Raw genomic sequence first — 20,452 nt, forward strand, 5'->3', positions numbered from 1 at the left:
GGGTGGGGAGCCGGGGCAGAGGAATAAAACGCACTATAAGCCTAGGCCGAAGGATCGGTGGAGTTTGGGGTATCACTTGAGCAAAGTGTTTAAGAGAAAGAGATAAAGGGGGGGCAGTGATACGGATGTTTTCGGCCCTATCATTCACTCGCGCCTAAGAAATTGAGGTGATAACGCTCTTGCGGACTAAAATTGGTCGAGCACCGATCTAAAATACCTCAGAACAAATGCCAGGCCCATTTTAAAGTTGAATCTAGAGGGCTTTTATAGTTGAGTTAGCTTTTTCCGAATAAGGCCGGCTGGAAAAAGTTAATCAAATAGAAAAAATATGCGGGTGCTGTAACGTCCACCCAACTCGCGCGATTACGAGGTATAGCTCGTGCTCTGAAAAATTCTTTTTAGTGAGCGGTTGACATATAAGCTAAGGCTGTTCCGCAAACTTAAGCGCCCCAAGCTTTTCATTTTCGGTTTTTTAAGAAATATGAGAGATATCCTTTTCTAGGTCTTTCACAGCCCTGGATATTTTATATTTGAATTTTCTCTCAACATCTGCGTCGCTCATTTTTTTGACTAAGGCGGTACCTAGTGATATTGCTAAAATTTGGCGTTGTTGTATTACAGTGAGTTCATCAAAATTTGGAATATATTTGTGGGTCGCTTTATCGCCTCGCTGCAATTCATAAAAAGATTTTATCAGCGATTTAACAGTGATTAATTTCTCTAAGTTAAATCGCGTTACTAATTTTCGCACTGTATGATTTACGCTTCGTAACTGTGTCGTGCTTGAAATTTGAGAAAAATAGGATATCCATCCGAGGCGGCGCCCCTCAAAAATGCAACCGGTAATGCGAAGATTAAGCTCCCATTCACAGTGTGCTATGGCGCGTTGTTTATCTTGTGGAGTTCGAATTGTGTTGAGCCTGTGGCGGTATGCTGTAAATATTTTGGCAAGTGAGGCTTCAAATCTGTGAATGCTTTCTTGTCTGATGCTGATGCCTTTCGATCCGACCTGATAACCGAGAAAAACAAATGATTCAGATAGAGGAGCTACTTTTGATTTGGAGCCAGGTTCATCTAACGGGTGGGGCGATAATTTCAGCGCTTGTAATTTTTTTACTACTAAATTCGCGACGTCTTTAGATTGCCCTTTTGGCGTCAAGATTAGAATGTCATCAACATATCTTTTGAACCAAATGTCTGGGATTTTCTGCATTTCAAGGTCAACTGAACTTAACGCTATTTCTGCGAGTACATTCGAAATTGCCAAGCCCTGCGGCACGCCCTCTTTATTCTTAGGTGCATTCTTCCCACCCTTTGCTTCTGGGACAGTGGGAGTTCGTACTGCTTCGCGAATAAGCTGCAAAAATTGAGGTTTTCTAATTTTGTTTTTTATCGATTTATCAATCAATTCGTGGGAGATCGATGGGTAAAATTTTTGCAGGTCTATCTTGGCGTATTCTTCATATCGGTGACTATTTAAAGCACCCTTGAGCGAGTGTATTACTACTTGCGGAAGTTGAAGTTTAGTGTTCGGAAAAACGGCGGAAAGGCATTCGCAAAGTGCTCTTAGAACAATTCGATCGCGAGCAGTTGGGATTGATATTTGGCGGGGAAAAGAAGAATGACCCTTTGAGATCAATTTTTCTTTGTATGGTGTGAACGTGTAAGAACCATTTTCTACTTTGGTTAGAATTATTTTAATTTCAGTGCTCAGGTTTTTATCCAGGCTAGATGGTCGTACGCGATCTATCCCAATAGCGCCAGATTTTTTTATTCTTTCTGAGTATATTTTTTTTAGGCTTTTCGTGCCGAATTGGCTTTTGAATATTTTTGCGGCTGTCATTTTAGATGCCATGCTATGGCGATTGGGCCAAAATACAGGAAGGATGTTATCAATGCTCGAATTGTCAGCCAGCAGTAAACGCGAACGAAATCAAATTTCGTTGGCTTTCTAGATTGAAGGTTGGAGCTAGCAGAGGTTCGAAATCGTCGGTCGTCAATTTCTTTATGATTTTCTGATTCTGCTAACAAATCATGATATGCATTTGAATGCGCTTCAGTCACGCTCGTTGACGAGTTTAACAAATTATAAAGTTTTTGAAGATCTTTATAATTTTTCATCATTGCAAGTGCGCGTCCACGAAAATCCCGATTAGCAACTGCTAATGACACGCCTAAGAGCGCTACGGAAAGAACCGCCGCCAGAATATCTGTATTTGCACCAAGTGCTTGTGGATATCGAATGGCTACTATCGCAAGTACAGCGCCTAAAATTGCGTACCATACAAGCAAAAATTGGGAATGTATGTCTAGCCATTCAAGCCGTTTGTGAGCTTGAATTCTAGCTTTATAGGTAAACCAAACGTTATCCTTCACCTACTTCTCCTGTAAATAAGGGGTGAGGGGGCAGGAGATTAGAGAAAGTGTGAACATCCCATCGGAACGGGATCGGTGAGCCTAAACTCAACAGCAATTGCTGTTCTTTATCAGAGCCGCCCTTACTTTCGTAAGAGGAAGAACCTGCCCCCTCGGTGGTGATTCTACATTGACATCACCTTGCTTTGGAAGCCGTGAGGATTATTTTGTGCAGCCAGTGCAGCTATGTCTTAGGCAGGCTTGTGGAGCGTGCCCGTGTTAAGAATATTGCACCACGGAAAGGAGGTCGGTGCCTTTGACCGCCATCCGTGAAAACCCGGCAGTGTGCGGTCTCTCAAGGCGAAGACCTTGCGATTTCACCGTTTATGAGTGGCCACTTCCAGCCGACTGCTACACTCCGTGGGGCAGGTAAGGGAGAATAGCGAGGCTAAGCATTCACCTTTCTATTGATAGTGAGTCTTCCTTTTTTCGGCATTTCCGGAAAAAATTCTAGACGACAACGAAACTTACAATATTTGGCCTCAAATATTCCATAGCGTTTGTCATAGCAGGTCAATCGCCGATGGTGTCGCAGCCTAAGCGGTTTCGAGCTCATTGGATAAAGAGTTGGAGGATTTTTCCCATTGGGCCGTCTTATGTCTGAACCTCAACTGGCCAAGGTAAGAGCCGCGCTCTCGGAGCCATTCAACGATTTCCCAGTCGAATATGACTACGTCGCGAAGAAGGTTAGATGCGTCGATCCTGACATCCTTTACGAAATCCTTTATTCAGAGGTCGCGCCGGTGTGTTTCACCAATCTTGTGGCCGCTGTACCTCCGGTGTGGACAGGCTTTGACCCCGAAACTCTCAGAGAGTCGATTGAGGAAAGGTTGGCTGCGAGAGAGCGTAATTGGTTTCGTCGGCAGTTCGACAAGGTGCTGGTGCGTTGGTTGAAATACAACTACGCCTACATCTGGAAGGAGATCGCCAGTAGGCTGTAGCTTGCAGAACAATGTGGGTTCACAGAGGCAGTGTCTCGATGCCAAACATAGTTAAGAAATGGTCCTGTTCCGAATTTTCAGTATTCCATCTGTGTCTATTTTTTGGTGTTATCGCTTTGCGCATGTTTCGATGTCGGCTTGAGTGGTTATCTCTGAGTCGATGCCTAATCTGTATTTACAATAATCGATGATGTCTTGTCGCTGCTCGTTCGTGAGTTTTTCTATATGTCGATAATTTCCGTCATTCGCATGAATGTTGAAAAACTGCACTCGAAAGGTCGGATGCTTTTTGATGAAATATATTCGAGTGATTTCGTTGTCTGAAACTTCGTTGTAGAAGCCTGTATTCAGAATAAGCAAAAGTGAAATTAGAGAAGCGAATATTAAATATCTCATACCGGCCTTGGCTTGAGTGGTGGTAATCATTCTGGCTTCGTGGGTGGGTCTGATCAACCTCCATGACGGCATCCCAACCGTCATGGAGGAATTTTCGTTACTCCGTCGGCACCACGTTATCCAACGCCCGATTCACCGCTAACTCTCCAAGCATCACCACCTGCGCAATGCCTTGCAGTGTCTTGCGTGCCGGTCCGTGAACCAGTCCGATCACATCCCCAAGCATCACCGAAGCCGAGCCGAGTGATTCACTGGCATTCACCAGCAATTCCTCAGTCTTGGTGTTCGGGTTGGCGATAAACATCTTGTTGGTTTGGTACGGGGTGAGCATGATTTCCGGGGCAGGGCCGAGGTAATGGGAGAGGGCGCGGTCGACGGCTTCGTTGAATTTCTTGGCGTCGGGAGATTCGTCGCCCGAGATTGGATCGATTTCTGGCGGATTTGGCGTAATTTTGAACATAGATGAAACTCCTGGGAAACGATTAAGGAGCCATCACACTTCGCTACCAAACGAGAGGTGGCGGCCATGCACAGGTTGGTAGACCGGCCCAGGAGCCCGGCGCGTCCGAGGACGCCCTACGCATGGCCACCATAAAGCGGAGATCAAAAAAGCGATCTCTGCGAAAGGTGCGCAATGCGCCTGGGAAAGTCGGGCTACCAAACCCGATCACTGCTATTCAGTGACCGAACCACAATAGAACCCGCATCCAAGGCGCACAAGCCGGCGGATTCTGGCGTAGTCGTAGGCAACGGCGCAAGGCGTTGTAGGTTGGGATGACGTAACTTGGGGTGTCTTTAAACAAAGTCCAGGAATTGCTTCAACAGGGCAGTTTGAGTTGTTTTTGCGATGTCGTTTTGGACTGAACGAGCGAGAGCCGTTTCGCGATTCATCGGGGCACGTCCCGTCGCTACAGGGGGATTTAATTCGCCAGCGAAATCAGCGTATCGATCACATTGATGGGCACATAAATCAACGTAACCACCGCATACGCTTTACGCGACCGAGCCACAAACGCGCCAATCGGCAACGCAATCATGATCACATCCAGCAAACCCCAAAGCGCCACCGGCGATGCCTCAAACAGCGTGACATTGACGATCAGCCCCAGGCACAGATACGTGGACAGCGACAGCAATGCATAGCGCCCATCCTGCTCGAAATACACGCGCAACCCATTCTGCTCATCCTCACTACGGCTCGGCAGCAGCAACGCCGCGGTGACAAACAGCGACAGTGTCAGCATCACCAACAATAGAAATTCGAGAAACGAGAAGGTCTGTTTCACCGCCGACAGTGCGTTGACGGCCCACCAGAATTGCAGCTGCATGGTAAACAGCATCACCGCCCAGACCAGTGCCACCCAGTCTGGCTTGGCTACGCGGCGGATGCGGAACACCGTCAATGCGCCGAGTAGCAGGCGGGTGACGGAGAGTCCGAGGATCATCGAGAGAACGGTGGCGACGATTGGGAAGTTGCTCATCTTGCCTCTCGTGAACTCGTTTTTTACTGAAAGGTGCTTTGGGCAGACTAGGTGGGGCGGGTAGGACCGTCAAACGTGGCTGTGCGGTTGGGTTGGCAGAAAACGGCGGTAGAGCCTTGCTGCGCGGAGGTAATGGATCAGGATGCCCGCAGGCTGGAATGGATCTTCTCGACTAAGGATGTGTGGTTTATGGAATCTGCTTTTTCGCAAGTTGCCGAGCGTTTGAACAACCGCCGGTTTTCCGTGGCGAATAACGCTCAGGGCTTGTCCGATGCACGCACGGTGTTTGAATACTTCGTCGAAGGCGCGGCGGTTTGGGGGACTTATGCGGGTGGGCATATTCGCATGGGCAATCAGGTTGGCCGGGTGACCGGGCCTGACAGTATCGAGCTGCTTTATCAGTGCATCACCACGGATGGCGAGATTCGCGCGGGTTGGTCGCGGGGCGTGGTGGGGGTTGATGAGGCGGGGCGGACGACGTTGCGGTTTGTGTGGGGTTGGTTGTCGGGGGCCGAGGGTGGCGGGGAGTCGAGTTATGTTGAGGTGGCCGCGTAGCCGCCCGGTTTTTTAGCTACGCGAGCCTTTCAGTCACTGAAAATCCAATGAAGGCTGACTCACCGCCGCTACATCCCAAGTCCGCATCACCTGCGTAATCGCCGCATCAATGTTCTCAATCGGCGTGTCATCCCGAGCAAGGATGGAAATCCCCTGCAGGAAACTGTCGAACACCGTCGCCATGGCGGCTCCGTTCGTGTCCTCCGCTAACATTCCTTCACTCACACCACGCTCGACACACGCCACAATCCCCGCGCGGGTTCGGGCGCGGGAGTGGGTGAGGGCTTGAGCGACGTGGGCATTTTCCGGACTCGGCGCGCTCATGACGCCAAGGGTGACCATGCAGCCTTTCGGGTGGCCGTCGTCGCACTGCATGCGTGCTGACTGGCGCAGGGCGGTTTCGATGGCTTGGCGTGGCGGCAGGGTTTCGTCCCATAGGCATTCGGTGACTTGGGCGAAGGTCGCCAGGTAACGCTGCACGCATTCGTCGAACAGGGCTTCTTTGGAGCCGAACGCGGCGTAGAAGCTCGGTGCGGAAATGCCGCCGCCCAGTTCAGCCTTCAACAGTGAAAGGGATGTCGAGTCGTAGCCGTGTTGCCAGAACAATTGCATGGCCTGGTCGACGGCGTTGTCGCGATTGAATGCGCGGGGGCGGCCGGTTCTGGCCATAGCAAAGACTCCTCGGAAAGTGATTTGGATACTAGTCGATACATAAGTCGTTGACAACGTGCCTCGGCTGCCGCCAGTATTTTATATCGATCGGTACGCAAGTCTGAATTTCCAAACTCAAGGAGTTTCCTGTGACACCTTCATTGACTCTAACGGCGGCGCCCAAACGCCTGCCCATCGGCGCGCTGCTGGCGCTGGCCATGACCGGTTTTATCTGCATCGTCACCGAAACCCTGCCCGCCGGGCTGTTGCCGCTGATCAGCGAAGGCTTGGCGATTTCGCCTTCGATGGCCGGGCAGATGGTCACCGCGTATGCGCTGGGCTCGGTGCTGGCGGTGATCCCGATGACCATCGCCACGCGCGGCTGGCGTCGGCGCAATGTGTTGCTGCTGACCATCGTTGGTTTTCTGCTGTTCAATTCGATCACGGCGTTGTCGTCGCACTATGGTGTGACGCTGGTGGCGCGTTTCTTTGCGGGGGTGGCGGCAGGGTTGGCGTGGAGTCTGTTGGCCGGTTATGCGCGGCGAATGGTCGAGCCTGATCAACAGGGCAAGGCGCTGGCACTGGCCATGGTCGGTACGCCGATTGCCTTGTCACTGGGCGTGCCGCTCGGCACTTGGCTGGGTGGCCTCGTCGGGTGGCGCACGACGTTCGGGTTGATGTCGGCCCTGACTTTGATGCTGATCGTCTGGGTGTTGGTGAAGGTGCCGGACTATCCGCCGCAGCCTGCGCATCAGCGCCTGTCGTTGCGCCGCGTGTTGACCACGCCGGGTGTGCGGCCGGTGCTGGCGGTGGTGATCAGCTGGATGCTGGCGCACAACATTCTCTACACCTACATCGCGCCGTTTGTGGCGCCGGCGGGGCTGGCGGATCGTGTAGATCTGGTGTTGTTGGTGTTTGGTCTCGCGGCGTTGGCGGGGATCTGGCTGACGGCCAAACTGGTTGAGCCGCTGTTGCGCAAAACGGTGTTGGTGAGCCTCGCTACCTTCGCTGGCGTTTGCGTGGTGCTGGGATTTATGGGGCATGTGCCGCAGGTGATTTACATCGGCGTGGCGGTGTGGGGATTGAGTTTTGGCGGCGCGGCGACTTTGTTGCAGACGGCACTGGCGGATGCTGCCGGTGACGGCGCGGATGTCGCGCTGTCGTTGAATGTGGTGGCGTGGAACAGCGCGATTGCCGGCAGCGGGGTGGTCGGCGGGGTGTTGCTCGACCGCTGGGGCGTCGCCTCGTTTCCCTGGGCCATGGTGGTGCTGGTGAGCGTAGGGTTTGCCATTGCCTTCGGCGCGCGGGTGCATGGGTTCAGATCGGGGCCGCGTATTGCTGGAGCGGTTGCGGTTGCCGGGCACTGATGCCCGGATGCGCGCACTGCGTGAGCCTCGAGGGCGACCATGGCACGCTTAGCGCTTTTGACCTGAATCTGAATGTCGTCGACGTCGGCAACCGGCCAGAAGCGTCTCATCTAAAACCGTGGCTTTGCAGCCATGTTATGGTCTCGAAACCAAAAGAAAGCCCACGGAATTCAATCATGGAACTGGTTCGACTCACCCCCGCGGAATATCACACCAACGACAGCTACTGGCGACTTTTCAAGGTCGCAGATGGTTCTGTCTACATCCTCGTTGAATGTGAAGCGTCTTTTGTGGGGTACCAGTCCATGATCAAGCTCAACGCCGAGGAAATGCGTGACTACCACGGTTTGGGCTGGTTATCGATTCAGCATCTGGCTAACCGAATCAATTACTTTGTCAGTGATTACAGCGGCCGAAGGATTACGGGCTCTTTGCTCGAGGAAGCCAATCAGGTTTCAGCGCGTCAGTAGTTCTATTGGCTCAGCCCCTTGGAATCCGCCAACCCGCCCTCATAACCATCGCTATACCCAACACCCCGAAGAGGAACGACACGCCATGACCACTCAAACCGAAACCGCCATCCTTGCCGGCGGCTGCTTCTGGGGCATGCAGGATCTGCTGCGGCGTTATCCCGGTGTGTTGCAGACCCGCGTCGGTTACACCGGCGGTGATGTGCCGAACGCCACCTACCGCAACCACGGCAACCACGCCGAAGCCATCGAGATCACCTTCGACCCGGCGGTGATCAGCTATCGACAGATCCTTGAATTCTTTTTCCAGATCCACGACCCGAGCACGCCCAACCGGCAGGGTAACGACCTTGGCCCGAGCTATCGTTCGGCCATTTATTACCTCAACGAAGCGCAGCGCGATATTGCCGAGGACACCGCCGCCGATGTCGACGCCTCAAAACTGTGGCCGGGCCGCGTGGTGACTGAAATCGAACCGGCGGGGCCGTTCTGGGAAGCGGAGCCGGAGCATCAGGATTACCTTGAGCGCATTCCGAATGGCTACACCTGCCATTTCATTCGGCCGAACTGGAAGCTGCCGAAGCGCGGGTGAGGGGCACGCGCCTTTCTTTCAGCGACACTTCATTGGTTGTAAGACTGAATGAGTTTCCGACTTCGCGGGCAAGCCCGCGAAGAGGCGAGTGCCCATGGCGCCGTTTTAGCCTTGCGCTTCATCCTTCAAATCATCCAGCGCATCGATGATCGCCTCATCGCTGTCGGCCATTGCATCTCGCATATCTTTAGCGAGGGTGCTCTGGACGGCCATGAATTTTTCGGCCAGATCGCGGCCCTTTTTCGAACTCAGGATGATCGTCATCGCCTGCTCGGGATGCTGGTTGGCGCGAGTCAGCAGGTCAAGCTCCTCGTTGTTGAAGTGATTGGCATAGATTTCCACGACCATGCCCTTCAGGTCGTCAGGATCGATTTTCTCTCGCACGACGTTGCGAATTTGCTCGTGTTCGAGCATCGGGTAGCGGGAGGCATAACCGCTGGACGCGGTCTCGACCATGCTGGTGTATTGCTTGGTCATGCCACTGGACTCGACGAACGCCTGCGCCTTGTCCTTGTTACCCCCACAACCCGCCAGCGCCGCTGCGGCCAATACAGCCAGCATAATTTTTTTCATGCCCATGAGCATTTTTCCTTTAATGATCTGTAAGTGCAGAGAGCGCCACAAGTGTCCCTGTCTTTCACTCCAAACACCGTTTAGGGGTCATGCGGATTTCCCCGGACGGGTCGGCACTATTGGCCCCCTCGGCACTGCGCGCAGGCTCTTTACGACCGCTCCATTCGACAGGATAAGGTCCGCTCGGTGTCAGCAGCGCCTGCATTCGGCTCATGAAATCAGTGTCACTTCGGGCGTAGAAGATCCACTCCCGACGGTGTTCTCCAGTGACCGTGCACACCCACTTCGCAAGCCCGTCATCCGCAGCGGCCGAGAGTAAAAGGGTCTCCATCTCATTCATGCGTACAAGATCACGAGGTCGCGGCAGGAGTTTCCTGGAGGTGTAATTCCAGCGGACTCTCATCTTGAACGGTAGCGCCTGCTGCTCCGTCGCGGAAATTGAGCGAGCAGTCCGGTAACTCATGGGGCTGGGGATGTCCGGATAGTCGGACGCCTGAAAAGTGTCCTCGCCCGGCTCGGCGAGGCGCATTTGCGGGTAAAGATCTGGGCCATTGCCAAGAATGGCATTGAGTGCAGCAGCGCGTTCGTCATTACGGTCAACCACGCAGTCATCGTAAGCGGCACTGTGGCTTGGGCCTTCATCCAGGCAGGGGTCGCGTTCGATCGGTGGCGGGGGATGGGAGCAGCCCGTGTTAAGCAGAGTTGTCGATACCAGCAGCAAAAACAGCGGCCAAGCGCGATTCAGGGTGTTTCGATTGTCGGTTTTGACGTCATTCACAACATGCCTTCCTTGGGAGGGGCGAGTACTGGTTTGGAGTGGAAGTGCTCGAGCAGTGTCGCCATTGCGGATTGCCCGCAGGAAAAGCGGCCGCCATTTCATCGGTGAAGTTCATTCATTTCCTGACTTGGTGGGCATTGTAGAGGGTTGCGTGCCGGTTCAAACGTCGTCTCGTCGAGAAGCCAAGGTCCCGGTGTACGTTCAATCACGCTTTACCAAACCCCAGAAAAGAACGCAGTTTATTGCCCCACTTGCGCTCATAGAAGGGCGTGGTTTCCCTGAGAAAATAATCACTCAGGCCAGCTTCACCTTGGGACACCCGGCACAAATCAACCGGCTCGCCCTGGGGCGCGGTATCCCCGGCAACATTGCCCGCCTCACGCATTACCCGCTCAATATCGCCGTCCCCCTCAATGCCCACGATCAAGTGCGGTTTTTCATCGACCGAGGTGTCATGCATCAATGCCAGAAACGCGCGCTTCACATTGGAATGTTTGACGAGCAACTGCGTGAGCGAGTGGATCATTTGGGATGGGTATTCGGTGGGCTGACCGAGCAACACGTTGGTTTCTTTCTCGACCGTGCGTTGCGTGGCGGTCTGGCCAACGGCGTCAGCGAGCAAATTTTGCACCTCTTGCGGGAAAAACTCTTTGCCGTACGGTGACTTCGGATTCAGACAGAGCAGGGCACCCAGTGTGATTTCGAACAACGATCGGGCGGGTATTTCGAGGTAGGACTGCTCGCTGTCGATGGACTGTTGCAGTGTTTGCAGGGACGAGAAAAACGGGATGACCGGGGTGCCGTCCGGTTTTTGCCAATGGGCGATGCTGATGTTGCTGCCGGCTTCGAGATTGACGTGGCCGTCTGCCTCACCGGCGGTGCCGAGAATGTAAACGTTTGAATTCAACAGGGTGTTGAAAAACTCCGGACGATGTGCCGGTTCGTCGGCGGCCAGTTTGAGGCTTTTTTCCAGCAGGTTTTCTGGTTGGGTATCCATGGTGTTCATCCCTGACTCGGTCTAAAACAGAGCAAAGCGTCGATCAGTTACATCGACGCTGGTTCTACTGACGCCTTCGCGGGCAAGCCCGCTCCCACAGGTTTCCGGGTCGCTCACAAGGTTGCGGTACAGCGCAGATCATTGTGAGAGCTGGCTTGCCAGCGATTGCGGTGGGTCAGTCAACTTCGTTGGCACAGCCTATCCGCCATCGCTAGCAGGGGGAAGGCTTCAGAGCAAACTCCACGACACCCCGACATAAACCCCCATCCCTTCACCCGGCGTCGACCGCGCCGCATCCAGCCCTTTGTCGTCATACCCCGGCGTGACCGTGGCCGCGTAGTGCTTGTTGGTCAAATTGCGCATATCCAACCATCCCTGCCAGTCACCTTTCGGCGCGTTGTAACCCAGCGTCGCACCGAACAGTGCGTAAGGATCGGCGTAGTAACTGTTGGCGTAATCCACGGCAACTTTCGACACCAGTTGCGTGTTGACCGCGGCGAAGAAGCCTTGGGGCCAGTCATAGCGCAACTCACCCTGGTAGTAATGCATGGGCAAACCGGGCAGGCGATTATCGCCAAAACGATCATCGTCCCGATAGTGGAAATCGCTGAAGGTATACGCCTGACGCAGGCTCAACCGGCGACCATCGGCGGCCGACCAGAGTTGACTGTTGAGGCTCGCTTCGATGCCTTGGTGCACGGTCGGGCTGGCGTTGAGCTCATACGGCGTGACCGCATTGGCATCCGGCAGTACCGACAGCAGTTCGTGGCGCACTTGCGCGTAGTACCACGCCAGGCTCCATTCGCCGACTGCACTGTCGCCGCGTCCACCGAGTTCCAGTGTGGTTGCGGTCTGGTTCTGCAGTTTGATCGGGTCTTTTTGCGTGCCGGTCGCCGGGCCGTTGCCCGGAGCGAAACGCACGTTGGAGCTGTAAATCAACGACCACGGATGTGGCGCCTCAACCGAGCGGCTGAGGTTGCCGAACACTTGCAGATCCGGGCTGATCTGGTAACGCAGGCCGAGGCGCGGTGCGTAGTCCCAGTCGTTCATGCTGGTTTTGCCGCCGCTTTGCGGGTAGGTGACATCACTTTCGCGGCGGGTGTAGATCGCGGCGAGGCCGGTAGTCAGCCACAGGTCGTCGGCGATTTCCAGGTCGTTGCCAAAATGCAGAACGGTGTCCGAACCCTGATAGGTGAAGTTGCGCATGCGCGTGCCCGGCACGTAGCTGGCGGTGTTGCCGGTGGGAATGCGCACGAACTCGCTGGCGCCGTCGTTGGGCAGGTGTTTGGTCACGCGCAGGCCGACATTGCTGCGGCTTTCCATGCCGAAAATCGTATCGCGGCGTTTGTAGTCGAACGTGCCGCTGACGTCGGTGTAGGCGACTTTCAAGCGGTTCGGGCCTTCGCGCAGGTCCATCGGGTAATCGTGATAGACGAGGCCGGTCTGGATGCTCGAATCGTCGTCGATGTAATACGTGGTCTTGTTGCCGATGAAGGTGCTGCCCGGCTGCTTGCGGCTGTCATCGCGCGCCATGTAGGAAGGATTGGCCGCACGAGGCGAGTGTTCGATGGAGTGCTTGGTCACGCGGCCGGCGAGGTCGTTGTCGGTTTCGCGGTAGCGGATATAGAAGCGCGTTTCCAGGTTCGGGTTGAAGCGATAGCCGAAGTTGGCGATCACGCCTTTGCTCTCGCTGGCGGTGTGATCCTGATAGCCGTCGGCGTTGGAATCGGTGAGCGACACGTAGTAGTCGAAGTCGCCGAGCACTTGCCCGGAACTGACCTGACGCTGTTGATAGCCGTGGCTGCCGGTGGCGTAGCGCACTTGCAGTTTCGGCGCGGTGTAGCCGGTGTGGCTGACGTAATCGATGGCGCCGCCCAAGGCCAGCGAACCGCGATCAAAACCGTTGGCACCGCGCAGCACTTCAACGTGATCGACCCACAGCGGTTCGAGCAACTCATACGGCGTACCACCCGGGCCAGTCAGTGGCAGGCCATCGAGCATGGTGTACAGCCCCGACGCGTGAGCGCCCGGCGCGCGGTTGATGCCCGAGCCGCGCACCGAAATTTTCACGCCTTCGTTGCCCGCCGACTGCGCATAAACCCCCGGCTGATAAGCCAGCACATCCTGATTGCTCGCCACGCGGCCCTGCAACGGCTGACGCATGTCGACCACGTTGGTGCCGCCGGGCACCTGTTCGAGGCGGGTTTTCGCTTCTTCGACGCTCGCGTCTGAGCCACTGCGTTCATCGGCCGAAATCAGTACTTGCCCCAATTCCAGACCTTGAGTCTCGGCCATCGCCGGGCAGGCAAGAGCCAGGCCGAGCAGGGCGGTGGGCAGGGATTTGGACGACGGCATCGAAAAACTCCAGGCAGACAAGGGCAGGGCAATGAACAGTGCGACGTAACAAAGAACGAACGAAACACATGGCAATTTGGCTTTTTGCCCGGCAATGGCAAACAGCACGTCATGAACTAACCTCACGTGTCTGGTGTATCCCGTCAATCAACAGTCTGTTTCTGCATTTAATGGAGAGGGCCAAGGTCATGGCAAAAGGCAAAAAGAAGGCCGCCACGGCGTCTGAAAGTCCCAAGTTGAAAAACAAGGATTACCTTGAACAGTTGCGCAAGCTGCACGTCGAACTGGTCAAGTTGCAGGAGTGGGTGATCGCCAAGGGCGTCAAGGTCTGCATCGTTTTTGAGGGGCGCGATGGCGCCGGCAAGGGCGGCACGATCAAGGCACTGACCGAACGCGTCAGCCCGCGGGTTTTCCGCGTGGTGGCGCTGCCGGCGCCGACCGATCGCGAGAAAAGCCAGATGCATGTGCAGCGTTATTTGCCTTATCTGCCAGCGGGCGGTGAAGTAGTGATTTTCGACCGCAGTTGGTACAACCGCGCCGGTGTCGAGCGGGTGATGGGCTTCTGCACCGACGAACAGGCTGACAAATTCCTCAAGTCGATTCCCTGGGTCGAACACGCCATCGTCCAATCGGGAGTGATCCTGCTCAAGTACTGGCTGGAAGTCAGCCCCGAAGAGCAGACCCGCCGGCTTGAAGCGCGCATCAACGACGGCCGCAAGACCTGGAAACTGACACCGATGGATCTTAAGTCCTACAGTCGCTGGTACGACTACTCACGAGCGCGGGATGAAATGTTCAAGTACACCGACACCGAACACGCGCCATGGCGGGTGGCCGATTCCAACGACAAGCGCCGTGCACGGCTGAACATCATCAGCGATGTGCTTAGCTGCATTCCGTACGAGGATGTGAAACGCGAGAAGGTCGAGTTGCCCAAACGGCAGAAACCGGGCAAGTACCGGGAGCCGGATTATCCATACAAACGCGTAGCGGCAAAGTTCTGACAGCTGGCCAGCAAAAATCCCTGTAGGAGTGAGCCTGCTCGCGATAGCGGTGTGTCAGCCAACACATCCGTCACAGACAATCCGCTATCGCGAGCAGGCTCACTCCTACAGAGGCGGTGGTGTATCCATCATTGCTGATCGGCGAAGCCCTTTAGAAACAAGTAGTCCACCCGTCGACTGCGCTGAACCATCGCGATCTCATATCTTTCTATGGAGGAAGTCCCAAACGAGATCATCCCCGATGTTCAATCAGCGCAAACAAGAAAAACAAGAAAAACTGGTAGCATGGCGAAAACTGGCGACGCAAGCGCAGATGCGCCTGGACCCGGAAGAACAGTACGACGAACTGCTCAAGGCCGCCGATGAAATGGAGGAGCAAGGGCTGATCACCAGCGCCGAGTGGCGGCAGTTGGTACGTGATGCGGGCAACGTGTTTACCGCTGACTCGAGTCGAATAAACGGTTGAGCTGCTCAAGTCACGCGACCCTTCTTCGCTTTCAGGGTGGCGCCTCTGGAGTCTTGCAGCAGCCGCGCAAATGCTGTTTTGTCGATCGGCCGACTCATGAAATAACCCTGCACCTCGTTACATTGATCGACCCCGAGAATATCCAGTTGCTCTTCGGTTTCGACGCCTTCGGCCGTTACCGTCAGGCCCATGGCCTTGCCCAGCCCGATAATCGCCTGCACCACCGCACGATCATTGGTGCCGCTGCTGATTGAGGCGATAAAGCGCTTGTCGATCTTGATCCCGTCGAACGGATAGGCGCGCAGGTAGCCGAGCGATGAGTACCCGGTGCCGAAGTCGTCCATGTTCAGGCGCACGCCGAGTTCTTTCAGGGCGTTCATCGTGGTCAGCGCGCCGTCGGTGTCGTTGAGCATGACGTTCTCGGTGATCTCCAGTTCCAGGCGACTGGCCGGGAAGCGGGTTTGCACCAGTACTTCGCGAACATCCTCGACCACATCGCTGACGGCAAACTGCGCGGGCGACAGATTGACCGACAGCAGAATGTCTTCCGGCCAGCCCAGCGCGGTTTCGCAGGCTTCGCGCAGCACCCAGCGCCCGAGCGGGACGATCAGGTCGGTCTGCTCCGCCAATGGAATGAACAAGTCCGGCCCCAGCAAGCCCTTGGTCGGGTGTTGCCAGCGCACCAGCGCTTCGACCGAAACAATGTGCTTGCCATCGACCTTGTAGCGCGGCTGATAGTGCAGGATGAACTCGTTGTGCTTGAGCGCATGGCGCAGATCATCTTCCATTTGCCGGCGTGTCTGGATCTGATCGCTCATGTGCGCTTCGAAATAACACCAGGTGTTCTTGCCGTCGGATTTGGCCTGATACAGGGCGATGTCGGCATAACGGATCAAATCGCTGGGCACGAAGCCGTGGCGGCGGCTGAGCGCGATGCCGATGCTGGCGCCGATGTGCAGTGGATGATGCTCGAAGATTACCGGTTGATGCAGGCTGCCGATCAGGCGGGTACAGAACTTGTCGATTTCGTGCGGGCTGTCCATGCCGTTGAGCACCACGATGAACTCGTCGCCGCCCAGGCGCGCGACGATGTCATGTTCGCGGGTGCATTCACGCAGGCGCACAGCGACCTCTTGCAATACGGCATCACCGGCCGGATGGCCGAGCGAATCATTGATCGGTTTGAAGTTGTCGAGGTCGATCATCAGCAGCGACAGCGGTGGCGCGTGTTCCTTGAGCAGCAGCGCCTCATCCAGATAACGCGCGAGTTTGTTGCGATTGGGCAGGCCGGTGAGGGCGTCGTGCATCGACAAATGCTGGATCTGCGCATGCGCGGCGACTTCGTCGGTGATGTCACTGGCGGTGCCGCGATAGCCGATGACTGCGTATTGGGCGAAGATCGGTCGCGCGGACAGCCGGCAGTGGCGCTGCTGGCCGGAGTGGTCACGGTAGGTGCAACGCAAGTCACTGGCGCTGTTCTCCTCGGTCAGGTTTCTCAGCCACAGTTCCAGTGGCGTGGTGTCGCAAAACAGCAACTGACCAATGTCTTGTCCTAGCCACAGGGTTTGCGGGTAACCGGTCACTTCGCTGAAGCGCGCCGACAGGTAGGTCAGCGCCAGGTCGCGATCGACTTCCCAGATCCAGTCCGATGCGGCCTCGGCCACCGCGCGAAAGCGTTCTTCGCTGGCTTCCAGCTCCCGGTTGGCGTTTTCCAGTGCTTGATTGGAGGTTTGCATGACGGCAAAACTCTGGTCGACGTATTGCGATGAACGCAAGGCGTGACGGAAGAAGTACGCGGTCAGCAGCATCAGCACCACAAGCGTCGCGCCGAGTGGCGGCAGCAATGACCACAATAAATGTTGCCCGGGCCGTTCCAGATCAGCGATCAGGCTGTAACCGGTGCTGTCCAGCGGCACACGAGGGCGTTTCGGGTCGATCGTCTCGTCCGGCGCCAGCGTCAAGTTGTTCAAGCCGTAACCGCTGCCAATCAGACGCAATTTGGTCGGCGTGAGTTTATCGACGAACACCAGTACCGAAGAGGTCTGCGGATCGCCCAGGGGCCGCTCATCGTTGGGAATGATCGCTGCCGCCGACACCAGCGCCGGCCAGCCTTCGAACAGTGAATAGCGACTGACCGGCTTGGTCAGATCACCTTGGCCCAACACTTGATCGAGTAACTCCGTGGCGCTCACCTGAACGAACGCGGACAGCTCGGCATCGACCATTTGCCCGCGCACCACCGCGTAACGGGTGCCTTCGCGGTTCAGCACGAACACGCCGTCATAGCCGTCACTGGTGAACAGGGTTTTGCCGAGGTTCTGCTCGGTGTAGGCCCAATTGGTGTCGACCTGACCGCTCAGATGCTCATAGGCGGTGGTCCAGTAGGCGTAGCTGGTGATGTAGTTTTTCGAGGCAGTGATGCGGTTTTCCAGCGCGCGAGCGGAATAGAAGCGGGTTTTGTTGATCTCGTCGTTGTCGAGGCGTTCGGCAATACCGAGCAAGGCCACGGTCGCGGCAATCACGCCACTGACGAACAGCGCACCGACCGTAAACGCCAAGCGGCGGGTGACGGCGCTCTGGCGCGGTGGAAGCGGGGCTGCATAGCTGGAAAGGTCCATGTGCTCGTCCTTGATCCGCTGTCTTCTGAATCTAGAACCACGGCGCAGGCGCAATGTTCAGATTCTTCTCGGCGACTGCAATGAAAGCGTAGTGAACCCGGCGTGATTTGCCTCCCCAAGTGCAAGACGCCGATCAGCGGCGATTCCCGAAAGGGCAAGACTTCCCGCGCAAAAACCGGATAATGGCCGCCATTCGTTTAGCCGTATTCTGGTAATCCCGCATGGAAATCAAGGTCAATTTTCTCGACAACCTTCGACTTGAAGCCAAGTTCGACGACTTCACGGTGATCGCCGATCAGCCCATCCGCTACAAGGGCGATGGCTCGGCACCGGGGCCGTTCGACTACTTTCTGGCGTCGTCGGCGTTGTGTGCGGCGTACTTTGTGAAGTTGTACTGCGACACTCGCAACATCCCCACGGAAAACATTCGCCTGTCGCAGAACAACATCGTCGACCCGGAAAACCGCTACAACCAGATCTTCAAGATTCAGGTGGAATTGCCGGCGGACATCTCCGAGAAGGATCGTTTGGGCATTCTGCGCTCGATCGATCGCTGCACGGTAAAGAAGGTTGTGCAGACCGGCCCGGAATTCATCATCGAAGAAGTCGAGAACCTCGACGCCGATGCTCAGGCGCTGTTGATGCCGGTTGCCGGTTCCGACGCTGGCACCTTCATCGCCGGCAAGGACCTGCCGCTGGAGCAGACCATCGCCAACATGTCGGGCATCCTCGCCGACCTCGGGATGAAGATCGAAATCGCCTCGTGGCGCAACATCGTGCCCAACGTCTGGTCGCTGCATATTCGCGATGCACACTCACCGATGTGCTTCACCAACGGCAAGGGCGCGACCAAAGAAGGCGCACTGGCCTCGGCGCTGGGCGAATTCATCGAGCGCCTGAACTGCAACTTCTTCTACAACGACCAGTTCTGGGGCGAAGAGATCGCCAACGCCGAGTTCGTTCATTACCCGGACGAACAGTGGTTCAAGCCGGGACCGAAAGATGAGTTGCCGAGCGAGATTCTCGACGACTACACCCGGAAGATTTACAACCGTGACGGCGAATTGCGTGGCTCGAACCTGTTCGACACCAACTCCGGCAACACCCAGCGCGGCATCTGCTCGCTGCCGTTCGTGCGCCAGTCCGACAATGAAGTGGTGTACTTCCCGTCCAACCTGATCGAAAACCTCTACCTGAGCAACGGCATGAGCGCTGGCAACACCCTCGCCGAAGCGCAGGTGCAGTGCCTGTCGGAGATCTTCGAGCGCGCGGTGAAACGCGAAATCCTCGAAGGCGAAATGGCCCTGCCGGACGTGCCGCAAGAGGTGCTGGAGAAGTACCCGAGCATCCTCGCCGGCATCAAGGGGCTGGAAGAGCAGGGCTTCCCGGTGCTGGTCAAGGATGCGTCGCTGGGCGGTGAATTCCCGGTGATGTGCGTGACCCTGATGAACCCGCGCACCGGCGGCGTGTTCGCCTCGTTCGGCGCGCACCCGAGCCTGGAAGTGGCGCTGGAACGCAGCCTCACCGAACTGTTGCAGGGCCGCAGTTTCGAAGGCCTCAATGACTTGCCGCAACCGACCTTCTCCGGCCAGGCGGTCACCGAGCCGAACAACTTTGTCGAACACTTCATCGACTCCAGCGGTGTGGTGTCGTGGCGTTTCTTCAGTGCCAAACCGGACTTCGAATTCGTCGAGTGGGACTTCTCAGGCCAAGGCGAAAACTCCAACGCCGAAGAAGCCGCGACGCTGTTTGGCATCCTCGAAGACATGGGCAAAGAAGTCTACATGGCGGTCTACGAGCACATCGGTGCCAAGGCCTGCCGCATTCTGGTGCCGGACTACTCGGAGATCTACCCGGTCGAAGATCTGATCTGGGACAACACCAACAAAGCCCTGCAATTCCGTGCCGACATCCTAAATCTGCACACCCTGAGCAAGGTCGGCCTGCGCAACCTCGCCCAAGGCCTGGAAAACAGCGAGCAGGACGATTACACCGAGATCACCACGCTGATCGGCATCGAGTTCGATGACAACACGCCGTGGGGCAAGCTGACGATTCTGGAACTGCGCCTGCTGATCTGTCTCGCGTTGCAGAAGTACGAGCAAGCCAAGGATCTGGTCGAAGCTTTCCTGCAATACAACGACAACACCGTCGAGCGCGGCTTGTTCTATCAAGCGGTCAACGTGGTGCTGGAGATGGAACTGGACGAGGATCTGGAACTGGAAGACTACGAAGCCAACTTCCGCCGGATGTTTGGCGATGAGCGTATGGATGCGGCGATTGGTTCGGTCAATGGCAGCGTGCGCTTCTACGGTTTGACGCCGACGAGCATGAAGCTGGAAGGGCTGGATCGGCATTTGCGGTTGGTTGAGAGCTATAAAAAGCTGCATACGGCGCGGGCGAAGGTGAAACAGGGCTAAGCCTGTTTCACATGGGTTCGGTGGTGAATTCACCCCTCACCCCAGCCCTCTCCCCTAGGAGAGGGAGCCGATTTGTGGGCTTTTCAAAACCAGAGTTCGACTCGATATCTCAGGTCGGCGTATTTCAACCAGACACCTCGGTCAGTCCCCTCTCCCTGAAGAGAGGGAGCCGATTTGTGAGCTTTTCAAAACCAGAGTTCGGTTCGATATCTCAGGTCGGCGTATTTCAACCAGACACCTCGGTCAGTCCCCTCTCCCTGAAGAGAGGGAGCCGATTTGTGGGCTTTTCAAAACCAGAGTTCGACTCGATATCTCAGGTCGGCGTATTTCAACCAGACACCTCGGTCAGTCCCCTCTCCCTGAAGAGAGGGAG

19 protein-coding genes and 1 pseudogene are annotated in these 20,452 nt (G+C 55.9%); 10 read left to right on the plus strand and 10 right to left on the minus strand.

The genetic code is table 11. The features are described from left to right. A pseudogene (locus GTU76_RS30195) lies at window positions 1-106 on the plus strand (2OG-Fe(II) oxygenase); the annotation flags it as partial. Window positions 107-472: 366 nt separating this feature from the next. On the opposite strand, the gene GTU76_RS29540 reads toward GTU76_RS30195, so the two are convergent. Both GTU76_RS29540 and GTU76_RS29545 read right to left on the minus strand, forming a co-directional pair. Further along, the gene (locus GTU76_RS29540; protein WP_080587542.1) at window positions 473-1,843 is read right to left on the minus strand and encodes a reverse transcriptase domain-containing protein; all 1,371 of its coding nucleotides are present in this window, start codon (window positions 1,841-1,843) and stop codon (window positions 473-475) included. Then, on the minus strand, window positions 1,840-2,376 hold the full coding sequence (locus tag GTU76_RS29545; RefSeq protein WP_080587541.1) for an SLATT domain-containing protein: 537 nt from the start codon (window positions 2,374-2,376) through the stop codon (window positions 1,840-1,842). Before GTU76_RS29545 ends, GTU76_RS29540 begins: the two co-directional genes overlap by 4 nt. A 635-nt stretch (window positions 2,377-3,011) precedes the next feature. On the opposite strand from GTU76_RS29545, the gene GTU76_RS29550 reads away from it, so the two are divergent. Then, a complete protein-coding gene (locus tag GTU76_RS29550) occupies window positions 3,012-3,356 on the plus strand; it encodes a DUF7079 family protein (RefSeq protein ID WP_016987916.1) in 345 nt (114 codons plus the stop codon). 493 nt (window positions 3,357-3,849) lie between these two features. Here GTU76_RS29550 and GTU76_RS29555 read toward each other — a convergent pair whose 3' ends face one another. Together GTU76_RS29555 and GTU76_RS29560 are read right to left on the minus strand one after the other, a co-directional pair. Then, window positions 3,850-4,212 carry a DUF6124 family protein gene (locus tag GTU76_RS29555; protein ID WP_016987914.1) on the minus strand — a complete coding sequence of 121 codons (363 nt, stop codon included), beginning with the start codon at window positions 4,210-4,212 and terminating at the stop codon, window positions 3,850-3,852. A 460-nt stretch (window positions 4,213-4,672) separates the two neighbouring features. Further along, window positions 4,673-5,233, minus strand: a complete 561-nt coding sequence (locus GTU76_RS29560; RefSeq protein ID WP_180700241.1) for a hypothetical protein — start codon at window positions 5,231-5,233, stop codon at window positions 4,673-4,675. A gap of 189 nt (window positions 5,234-5,422) precedes the next feature. Here GTU76_RS29560 and GTU76_RS29565 point away from each other — a divergent pair, with 189 nt between their 5' ends. Further along, complete coding sequence (locus tag GTU76_RS29565; protein ID WP_180700242.1) at window positions 5,423-5,788, plus strand: avidin-fold protein; 366 nt, start codon at window positions 5,423-5,425, stop codon at window positions 5,786-5,788. 33 nt (window positions 5,789-5,821) lie between these two features. On the opposite strand, the gene GTU76_RS29570 is transcribed toward GTU76_RS29565, so the two are convergent. Then, window positions 5,822-6,457, minus strand: coding sequence for a TetR/AcrR family transcriptional regulator (locus GTU76_RS29570; protein WP_180700243.1), 636 nt, complete (start codon window positions 6,455-6,457; stop codon window positions 5,822-5,824). Between the two features lie 131 nt (window positions 6,458-6,588). Here GTU76_RS29570 and GTU76_RS29575 point away from each other — a divergent pair, with 131 nt between their 5' ends. The 3 genes from GTU76_RS29575 (at window position 6,589) to msrA (ending at window position 8,868) form a co-directional block, all read left to right on the plus strand. Next, window positions 6,589-7,806, plus strand: coding sequence for an MFS transporter (locus GTU76_RS29575; protein WP_180700244.1), 1,218 nt, complete (start codon window positions 6,589-6,591; stop codon window positions 7,804-7,806). A gap of 176 nt (window positions 7,807-7,982) precedes the next feature. Then, window positions 7,983-8,276 carry a hypothetical protein gene (locus GTU76_RS29580; RefSeq protein WP_016987909.1) on the plus strand — a complete coding sequence of 98 codons (294 nt, stop codon included), beginning with the start codon at window positions 7,983-7,985 and terminating at the stop codon, window positions 8,274-8,276. A gap of 85 nt (window positions 8,277-8,361) precedes the next feature. Next, entirely contained in the window at window positions 8,362-8,868 is a 507-nt protein-coding gene (msrA, locus tag GTU76_RS29585) for a peptide-methionine (S)-S-oxide reductase MsrA (protein WP_016987908.1), read from the plus strand. A 105-nt stretch (window positions 8,869-8,973) separates the two neighbouring features. On the opposite strand, the gene GTU76_RS29590 is transcribed toward msrA, so the two are convergent. From GTU76_RS29590 to GTU76_RS29605, 4 genes are all read right to left on the minus strand, one after another. Then, complete coding sequence (locus GTU76_RS29590; protein ID WP_246376187.1) at window positions 8,974-9,492, minus strand: DUF2059 domain-containing protein; 519 nt, start codon at window positions 9,490-9,492, stop codon at window positions 8,974-8,976. Window positions 9,493-9,505: 13 nt separating this feature from the next. Continuing rightward, complete coding sequence (locus GTU76_RS29595; protein WP_256667826.1) at window positions 9,506-10,219, minus strand: DUF695 domain-containing protein; 714 nt, start codon at window positions 10,217-10,219, stop codon at window positions 9,506-9,508. 205 nt (window positions 10,220-10,424) lie between these two features. Continuing rightward, complete coding sequence (sseB, locus tag GTU76_RS29600; RefSeq protein WP_246376188.1) at window positions 10,425-11,216, minus strand: enhanced serine sensitivity protein SseB; 792 nt, start codon at window positions 11,214-11,216, stop codon at window positions 10,425-10,427. A gap of 228 nt (window positions 11,217-11,444) precedes the next feature. After that, entirely contained in the window at window positions 11,445-13,571 is a 2,127-nt protein-coding gene (locus GTU76_RS29605; protein ID WP_180700245.1) for a TonB-dependent receptor family protein, read from the minus strand. A 188-nt stretch (window positions 13,572-13,759) separates the two neighbouring features. Between GTU76_RS29605 and ppk2 the strand changes: the two genes are divergently transcribed. Together ppk2 and GTU76_RS29615 are read left to right on the plus strand one after the other, a co-directional pair. Further along, a complete protein-coding gene (gene ppk2 / locus GTU76_RS29610; RefSeq protein ID WP_175554159.1) occupies window positions 13,760-14,575 on the plus strand; it encodes a polyphosphate kinase 2 in 816 nt (271 codons plus the stop codon). A 241-nt stretch (window positions 14,576-14,816) separates the two neighbouring features. After that, window positions 14,817-15,041 (plus strand): hypothetical protein, encoded by a 225-nt coding sequence (locus GTU76_RS29615; RefSeq protein ID WP_180700246.1) that lies wholly within the window; start codon window positions 14,817-14,819, stop codon window positions 15,039-15,041. Window positions 15,042-15,046: 5 nt separating this feature from the next. On the opposite strand, the gene GTU76_RS29620 is transcribed toward GTU76_RS29615, so the two are convergent. Further along, window positions 15,047-17,659: a bifunctional diguanylate cyclase/phosphodiesterase gene (locus GTU76_RS29620; protein ID WP_180700247.1), complete on the minus strand. Its 2,613-nt coding sequence runs from the start codon at window positions 17,657-17,659 to the stop codon at window positions 15,047-15,049. A 221-nt stretch (window positions 17,660-17,880) separates the two neighbouring features. On the opposite strand from GTU76_RS29620, the gene GTU76_RS29625 reads away from it, so the two are divergent. Next, window positions 17,881-20,079, plus strand: coding sequence for an OsmC domain/YcaO domain-containing protein (locus tag GTU76_RS29625; protein WP_016987897.1), 2,199 nt, complete (start codon window positions 17,881-17,883; stop codon window positions 20,077-20,079). A gap of 74 nt (window positions 20,080-20,153) precedes the next feature. After that, window positions 20,154-20,452 (plus strand): hypothetical protein (locus GTU76_RS29915; RefSeq protein ID WP_219342308.1); only part of this gene is annotated, 299 nt, incomplete at its 3' end.

The organism is Pseudomonas crudilactis, from assembly GCF_013433315.1.
Lineage (GTDB): Bacteria > Pseudomonadota > Gammaproteobacteria > Pseudomonadales > Pseudomonadaceae > Aquipseudomonas > Aquipseudomonas crudilactis.

Bases quoted from the DNA above. Each gene is read 5' to 3' on its own strand.
- GTU76_RS29540 (WP_080587542.1), bottom strand. From the start codon at position 1,843: ATGACAGCCGCAAAAATATTCAAAAGCCAATTCGGCACGAAAAGCCTA.
- GTU76_RS29550 (WP_016987916.1), top strand. From the start codon at position 3,012: ATGTCTGAACCTCAACTGGCCAAGGTAAGAGCCGCGCTCTCGGAGCCA.
- GTU76_RS29555 (WP_016987914.1), bottom strand. From the start codon at position 4,212: ATGTTCAAAATTACGCCAAATCCGCCAGAAATCGATCCAATCTCGGGC.
- GTU76_RS29560 (WP_180700241.1), bottom strand. From the start codon at position 5,233: ATGAGCAACTTCCCAATCGTCGCCACCGTTCTCTCGATGATCCTCGGA.
- GTU76_RS29565 (WP_180700242.1), top strand. From the start codon at position 5,423: ATGGAATCTGCTTTTTCGCAAGTTGCCGAGCGTTTGAACAACCGCCGG.
- GTU76_RS29570 (WP_180700243.1), bottom strand. From the start codon at position 6,457: ATGGCCAGAACCGGCCGCCCCCGCGCATTCAATCGCGACAACGCCGTC.
- GTU76_RS29580 (WP_016987909.1), top strand. From the start codon at position 7,983: ATGGAACTGGTTCGACTCACCCCCGCGGAATATCACACCAACGACAGC.
- msrA (WP_016987908.1), top strand. From the start codon at position 8,362: ATGACCACTCAAACCGAAACCGCCATCCTTGCCGGCGGCTGCTTCTGG.
- sseB (WP_246376188.1), bottom strand. From the start codon at position 11,216: ATGGATACCCAACCAGAAAACCTGCTGGAAAAAAGCCTCAAACTGGCC.
- GTU76_RS29605 (WP_180700245.1), bottom strand. From the start codon at position 13,571: ATGCCGTCGTCCAAATCCCTGCCCACCGCCCTGCTCGGCCTGGCTCTT.
- ppk2 (WP_175554159.1), top strand. From the start codon at position 13,760: ATGGCAAAAGGCAAAAAGAAGGCCGCCACGGCGTCTGAAAGTCCCAAG.
- GTU76_RS29615 (WP_180700246.1), top strand. From the start codon at position 14,817: ATGTTCAATCAGCGCAAACAAGAAAAACAAGAAAAACTGGTAGCATGG.
- GTU76_RS29620 (WP_180700247.1), bottom strand. From the start codon at position 17,659: ATGGACCTTTCCAGCTATGCAGCCCCGCTTCCACCGCGCCAGAGCGCC.
- GTU76_RS29625 (WP_016987897.1), top strand. From the start codon at position 17,881: ATGGAAATCAAGGTCAATTTTCTCGACAACCTTCGACTTGAAGCCAAG.